Source organism: Nonomuraea sp. NPDC047529 (assembly GCF_040642995.1).
In the GTDB taxonomy this organism is placed as follows: Bacteria; Actinomycetota; Actinomycetes; order Streptosporangiales; family Streptosporangiaceae; genus Nonomuraea.
On record NZ_JBEYTJ010000090.1, the window covers coordinates 1 to 6,580 of the forward strand.

Sequence of the window (6,580 nt, forward strand, 5' to 3'; positions counted from 1 at the left end):
GGTACCGGTTCTGGCCCTGGAGCTTGTAGACCTGGACGGCTTCGAACAGGTTGTTCGTCGTGTCGCTCATGATCACGGTCGAGGTGGTGCCGAAGCTGCCGGGGAAGTTCCCGATGGGCATGGTGGCCCGGTAGATCTTGCCGTTGTCGCCGGCGAAGAACAGGTACATGTTCGTGTCGTCACCGATGACGGTCTGGTCGATGGGGCCGGTGCCGGAGCCGGAGATGCTGCCGGAGAACAGCGTCTGCTGGGCTGACCAGCCGTTGGGGTTGGCGGGGTCGCTGGAGGTGCGGTAGGAGAAGGCGGTTCCGCCCCACTGGTAGGCGAGCACCCAGATGTTCTTCGGGGCGAAGTAGAACAGCGTGGGCGCGACGGTGCCCGAGGACATGGCGTTCTGACCGGCCGAGGCCATGTCGGACCAGTTGGTGAAGGGGCTGAAGTTCATCGAGCCCCATTTCGTCCCGGTGTCGTGGGTGGTGGCGTAGACGAGATGCCTGCCGTTGTAGGGGGCGACGGTGAAGTCCTTGAGCGAGACCCAGCCGGACTTCGGGGTCGCCAGCGCGCCGGTCGAGCTCCAGCGGTACGACGACGGAAGGTCGCATCCCGGGTTCTGGGTGCCGCCGTCGACCTTGACGAGCTGCCATTGCTGGTTGGCGCCGCCCCAGTCGTCGTACTGGACGATGTTGGCGCCGTCGGCGGTGGAGGCGCCCTGGACCTCCAGGGCCTTGTTGCTGTGGCGGGAGATGAGCCGCACGTAGCCGTCGGAGCTGTCGGTCAGCCGCCATTGCTGGTTGTTGCCGTTGAGGTCGGCCCATTGGACGATGGCGCCGCCGTTGGCGGTGGAGAAGTTGTAGACGTCCAGGACCTTGCCGGAGTGGCGGGACTTGATCCGGTAGTAGCCGCCGCCGGAGTCGACGAACTGCCATTGCTGCTGGTTCTGGTTGTTCCTGGTCCATTGGGTGATGCGGCCGCCGTCGGCGGTGGACAGGTTGTAGACGTCCAGGGCCTTGCCGCTGTTGCGGTTGACCAGGACGTACCAGGCGTTGGTGTCGACGGTGGCCGCGTCGGCGGGCTGTGTGGCGATGAACAGGCTCACCAGTAAGGTGGCCACCGTCGCCAGGACGGTCAGGAATCGGAGTCTCACGTTTGCGCCTTTCGGTCAGGGGGTGGTGAGGTCGAAGCGGCGTACGGTGATCGCGCCGCCGAGGGACTGGGTGGCGTAGTTGAAGATCCCGAAGCGGTAGCCCATGAAGAACTGCCAGGCGTTGTTCAACGTGAAGGCCGGGCCGAGGCTGGTGAAGGTGCTGCCGTCGGTGCTGTAGGAGAAGCGGGCCGACCTGCCGGAGCCGGGCCGGATGTCGGCGTTGACCCGTAGCCAGATCCGGCCGCCCGAGATGTTCGCGCTCGCCGCCTCGGTGCCGGTGCCGGTGGTCTGCCAAGAGCCGTTCATGGTCAGGCCGTTGGTCATCACGACCCGGTTGACGCCGTTGTCGCGTTTGACGCCGATCCAGGCCGACTGGTCGCGCAGCATCGCCAGCCCCGAGCGGTCGCCGTTGGCCATCTGGGAGTAGTCGAGCTCGATCGTCGCCGTGGAGGACGGGCCCTGGATGCGGTGGGTCAGTGTGTTGCGCGCGTTGTAGAGGTCGCCTGTGACGGTCGCGGTCTGCAGGCGCAGGCCGTTGCCGGTGGAGAAGCGGCCGGTGTCGGGGTTGTGGTTCCACTCCCAGCGAGGGCCGAGCGCGGCCGAGGTGAAGGTGTCCGGGCCGGTCATGGACGCCACGGTGCGGCTGGTCTGGATGTTCGGCTTGGGGTAGGCGGCTCCCCAGCCTCCGTTGACGGTCTGCACGTTCGGCCAGTCGCCGGTCCAGGTGATCGGTGCGAGCGCCGGGACGCGTCCGCCGGGGTAGGCGTCGACGAACGCCATGTAGTACCAGTCACCGTTCTGGGTCTGGACGAGCCCGCCCTGGTGCGGGACGCCGCCGCCGGAGATGGGGCCGGGCAGGTCGAGCAGGACCTGGCGCATCTCGTACGGGCCCCACGGCGAGGTGGAGCGCAGGACGTACTGGCCGTTGGCGGGGCGGGTCAGCCAGATGTAGTAGTAGCCGTTGCGCTTGTAGAAGCGGGAGCCTTCCAGGGTGCCGATGTTGCTCGGCGTCTGGAACACCTGCTGGCTGCGCACCTGGCTGAGGCCGTCGGCCGAGAGCTGGGCCACGCTGATGGTGCTGTTGCCGTAGGCGACGTACATGGTGTCGTCGGAGTCGATCAGCAGGCCGGCATCGTAGTAGCAGTTGTTGATCTGTGAGCGCTTGGTCCACGTGCCGTCCACGGCGGAGGCGGTGTAGACGTAGGTCCGGTTGAACTCGACGCAGCCCATCCAGTAGTAGGTGCTGTTGCTGGGCCGGTAGTTCAGGGTCGAGGCCCAGATTCCCTTGACGTACGCCCGGCCGCCGTTGAGGTCGTAGGCGCCGGAGCCGAAGTCGAGTCGCGGCACCGAATGTCCGGCGTACTCCCAGTCGACCAGGTTGTAGGAGCGCAGGATCGGCGCGCCGGGCGAGTAGTGCATGGTCGAGGCCGAGTAGTAGTAGGCGTCGCCGACGCGGATGATGTCGCCGTCGGCGAAGTCCTGCCAGACGACCGGGTTGGCGTAGCCGCCGTCGCCGGTGACCGGGACGAGTTGCCATTGCTGGTTGGCGCCGCCCCAGTCGTCGTACTGGACGATGTTGGCGCCGTCGGCGGTGGAGGCGCCCTGGACCTCCAGGGCCTTGTTGCTGTGGCGGGAGATGAGCCGCACGTAGCCGTCGGAGCTGTCGGTCAGCCGCCATTGCTGGTTGTTGCCGTTGAGGTCGGCCCATTGGACGATGGCGCCGCCGTTGGCGGTGGAGAAGTTGTAGACGTCCAGGACCTTGCCGGAGTGGCGGGACTTGATCCGGTAGTAGCCGCCGCCGGAGTCGACGAACTGCCATTGCTGCTGGTTCTGGTTGTTCCTGGTCCATTGGGTGATGCGGCCGCCGTCGGCGGTGGACAGGTTGTAGACGTCCAGGGCTTTGCCGCTGTTGCGGTTGACCAGGACGTACCAGATGCCGGTGTCGACCGTCGCGGCCGACGCCTCCTGAGCGGTGAGTGCCACGGCCACGACAAGCAGGGCCGACAGGGCCGCGAGGACGCGCCTCACATGAACCTCCAGAGATTGTCGTTCGAGCCGTCGTCGTCTGCGAGCACGACCTGCGCGCCCTGGGAGGTGCCCGTCACACCGAGGACCCGGCCGCCGTTGGCGCACTGCACACGGAAGGCGGCACCCGCCCAGTGGCGCAGCCGCCAGCGATGGTCGGCGGTGCCGTTGTCCGTCCACTGCACGACACGCGACCCGGCGGCGGTGCCCATGTTCTCCACGCCGAGCACCTTCTGGCTGTTGCCGTTGCGCAGCCGCAGGTGGCCGCCGGTGTCGACGATCGCGGTCCACAGATGGTCGGCGGTGCCGGTGTCGCCCCACTGGACGACGAGCGCGCCGTCGGCCGTGGACATGCCGGTGACGCCGAGCACCATCCCGGTGCCCACGTTCTGGAGGCGTCGCGCGCCGTTCGGCACGAACCGCCACTGGTTGTCCGGGCTGCCGTCGTCGGGGACCTGGACCACCTGGGCGCCGTTGGCGGTCGAGCCGTTCTGTACGCCGAGCAGCTTCGAGCTGTTGACGTTGCGGATCTTGACCGAGCCGTCGCCGACGTCGGTGACCGTCCAGCGGTGGTCAGCGGTGCCGGTGTCGCCCCACTGGAGCACCCGGGCGTTGTCGGCGGCCGACATGTTCTCGACGCCGAGCACCTTGCCGCTGTGCACGTTGCGGAACCGCAGGGCGTTGCCGTCCGCGACCGGGACCCAGTCGTGGTCGGCGGTGCCGTTGTCGGTCCACTGGAGGGCCGGGCCGCCGTCGGCGGTGGACATGTTCTGGATGCCGAGAACCAGCCCGCTGGCCGCGTTGACCAGCCGGAAGCTCGCCGTGGTGGTGGCGCCCTGGGTGTTCCAGTAGACGACGTAGTTGTGGTCGTACGCCTCGTGGAACGGCCCGAGCCGCACCGGCGCGCCGTCCGCCGTGGCCGTGAAGGTCAGGGAGGAGGCGCTGGTCCGGGTGATCGATGAGGGGTTCAGGGCCGGGGCCGACGACAGGCCGGTGTCGCCGTAGTCGCCCGACAACACGACCGGACCGTAGGTGACGGCCTGCACGCCGGGGTTGTCATCGGCGGCCTTCATGATCACCCGCATGGGCAGGCGCACGGTGACGGTGTCGCCGGACGACCACGTCCGGGTGAGATCGGCGTAGCTGCCCGGCGTGGTCGCGATGTTCTGCTGGACCCCGTTGACGCTGATCGTCGCGCCCTGGGTCCAGGCCGGGATGCGGACGCGCATCGTCCACGATCCGCTCGCGTTCCCGGTGACCTGCAGCGACGTGGTCTCGCCGGCCGGGTAGGAGGTGGTCTGGGTGATCGTGATGCCGCGCGCGCTCCAGTCGAGGGTGGAGGGCACGAACAGGTTCACGTACAGAGTGGTGCCGTTGTGGAAATAGATCGAGTCGGTCAGCTTGGTGTTGGTCTCGATCCCGGTGCCCTGACAGCACCAGAACGAGCCGTAGTCCGTGCTCCAGGTGCCGCCGCCCCAGGCCGGGCCGACGCCTCGCCGTCCGCCGGGGTTGAGCGGGGTGAAGTACGTGACGTGCCCATGTGCGTCCGCCGGGTTCTGCTGGCCGATCAGGTGGTTGAGCAGGGCGTTCTCGTAGTAGTCGAAGTAGTCGGCCCGGTTCGGGGACAGCAGCCACAGCTCCCGGGTCAGCTTGAGCATGTTGTAGGTGTTGCACGCCTCGCCGGTGTCCCTGGTCAGGTAGGAGGCGATCGCGCCGGGGGCGCGGAAGTGCTCGGCCTGGCTGTTGGAGCCGTTCACGTACGTGTGCGCGCCGACCGTGATGGACCAGGCGTTGGCGGCGATGTCGCGGTACCGGGTGACTCCCGTCGCCTTGTACTCGCGGGCCGCTCCGATCCACTTGGGCACCTGGGTGTTGGCGTGCAGGCCGTTGAGCTGGTCCTGGCCGGCGGCGAGCGGGTTGAAGACGGCCGCGTGGTCGAACCGCTGGGCCGTGGCCAGCCAGCGGGAGTCGCCGGTCGCCTGGTACAGGTCCGTCAGCACGGCGTTCATACCGCCGAACTCGGTGCCCAGCATGGCCTGCGTCTGGCTGGAGGTGAGCCGCGACGTACGGGCGTCCACCCATCCGGCAAGGGCCAGCAGCACGGTCCTGGCCTGGGTGTCGCCGAGCTGCCGCCAGACGTCCAGCAGTCCGGCCAGGGTCTTGTGCAGGCAGTAGTAGGGCACGTTGCCGTTGCTCAGGGTGCGGTTCTCCAGTGCCGTGATGTCCGATTCGGGGAAGCCGGACAGATAGCCGGCGGTGAATCCGGCGGCGCCGTTGTTGGCCTGGCATCTGGCCAGTTCGGCCACCATGTACGTGGCCTTGTCCCGGCAGGTGGTGTCGCCGAGCACGGCGTAGGCCTGCGCCCAGGCCGTCAGGAAGTGGCCCTGAACGTGTGATCGGAACGGGAAGCCGGGCGCGTCCCAGCCGCCGTTGGCCGCCGCGCCGCCGGTCGACAGCCGGTGGTTGGCCCGGAAGACGTAGAGCAGCCGGTCGACGTCGACGTAGCGTAAGTAGGCGAGAGCGCGGTTCTGGTTGTCCAGCAGGCGTCCGGAGGTCAGCCGGACCTGGCCGAGGTCGAACTCGTAGGCCGAGACGCCGATGTCGGGTCTGGCCTGGGGGAGTGCGGCCAGGGCGGGTGATGCGCCGGCTGCCTGGCCGACGACCGTGAGCGCGGCGGTCGCGCCCGTGGCCTGGAAGAGCTGACGACGGCTCAAGGACATGCGGAGCTCCTTGGGGATCGGGGGGTGAAGGGCTGTGGCAGGTCACGTACGCAGTGGATGCAGCCTTCCTGGAGGTGGTCGTAGGCGGAGATACGCCACTCCGAGTGTTAGCGCTAACATTGACCTTCGCAAGCTGCTCGCCCGCTTGTGTTGAGGAGTTGTCGCGGAGTACATCGGACGGTCGGGTCCGGCGTCAACAAGCGCCGCTCGCCGCCGGCCGGGCGTTTCCGTCAGAACGCGTTCCCGTCTGGAGCTTTGCCCGCGCGGGGATCGCTCTGGACTACTCGTGCGGATGAAAGTTTCATGCTCCCGGCTCTTCTGCGCCCCCTCCGAACCGGCTGACGCGTCTGGCATGCGCGCGGCGAGAAGGACATCCGCCGCTCGGGCGGCCTGGGTGCGGCTCACCCTCCCCCCGAGCCTTGCATCGAGGGGAGGGGCGCAGCGGCGGTGCGGTCAGCGACTGGAGCCGGTCCGGGTCACCGGGCGCCGGAGCGACCGGCGGTGCGGCTCACGCGGTGGCCGGGTTGTAGGTCCACTTCTGGTTGGTGCCGCCCGAGCAGGTGTAGAGCTGGAGCCCGGTGCCGTTGCCGGTGCCGGCGCCGATGGCGTCGAGGCAGAGCCCGGACTGGACGCCGGTGATGGTGCCGTCGGTGTTGAGGCGCCATTTCTGGTTGTCGCCGCCCCAGCAGGA

The 6,580-nt window shown here is 68.3% G+C and carries 4 protein-coding genes; all 4 read right to left on the bottom strand.

The window, feature by feature from the left end:
- On the bottom strand, window positions 1–1,144 hold a 1,144-nt coding region (locus tag ABZ815_RS52450), incomplete at its 3' end, for a non-reducing end alpha-L-arabinofuranosidase family hydrolase (protein ID WP_357711012.1).
- 15 nt (window positions 1,145–1,159) lie between these two features.
- Complete coding sequence (locus ABZ815_RS52455; protein ID WP_357711014.1) at window positions 1,160–3,172, bottom strand: RICIN domain-containing protein; 2,013 nt, start codon at window positions 3,170–3,172, stop codon at window positions 1,160–1,162.
- Window positions 3,169–5,889 carry a beta-L-arabinofuranosidase domain-containing protein gene (locus ABZ815_RS52460; RefSeq protein ID WP_357711017.1) on the bottom strand — a complete coding sequence of 907 codons (2,721 nt, stop codon included), beginning with the start codon at window positions 5,887–5,889 and terminating at the stop codon, window positions 3,169–3,171. Before ABZ815_RS52460 ends, ABZ815_RS52455 begins: the two co-directional genes overlap by 4 nt.
- 508 nt (window positions 5,890–6,397) lie before the next feature.
- The coding region (locus ABZ815_RS52465) for an RICIN domain-containing protein (RefSeq protein WP_357711020.1) at window positions 6,398–6,580 on the bottom strand (183 nt) is incomplete at its 5' end.

Bases quoted from the DNA above. Each gene is read 5' to 3' on its own strand.
- ABZ815_RS52460 (WP_357711017.1), bottom strand. From the start codon at position 5,889: ATGTCCTTGAGCCGTCGTCAGCTCTTCCAGGCCACGGGCGCGACCGCC.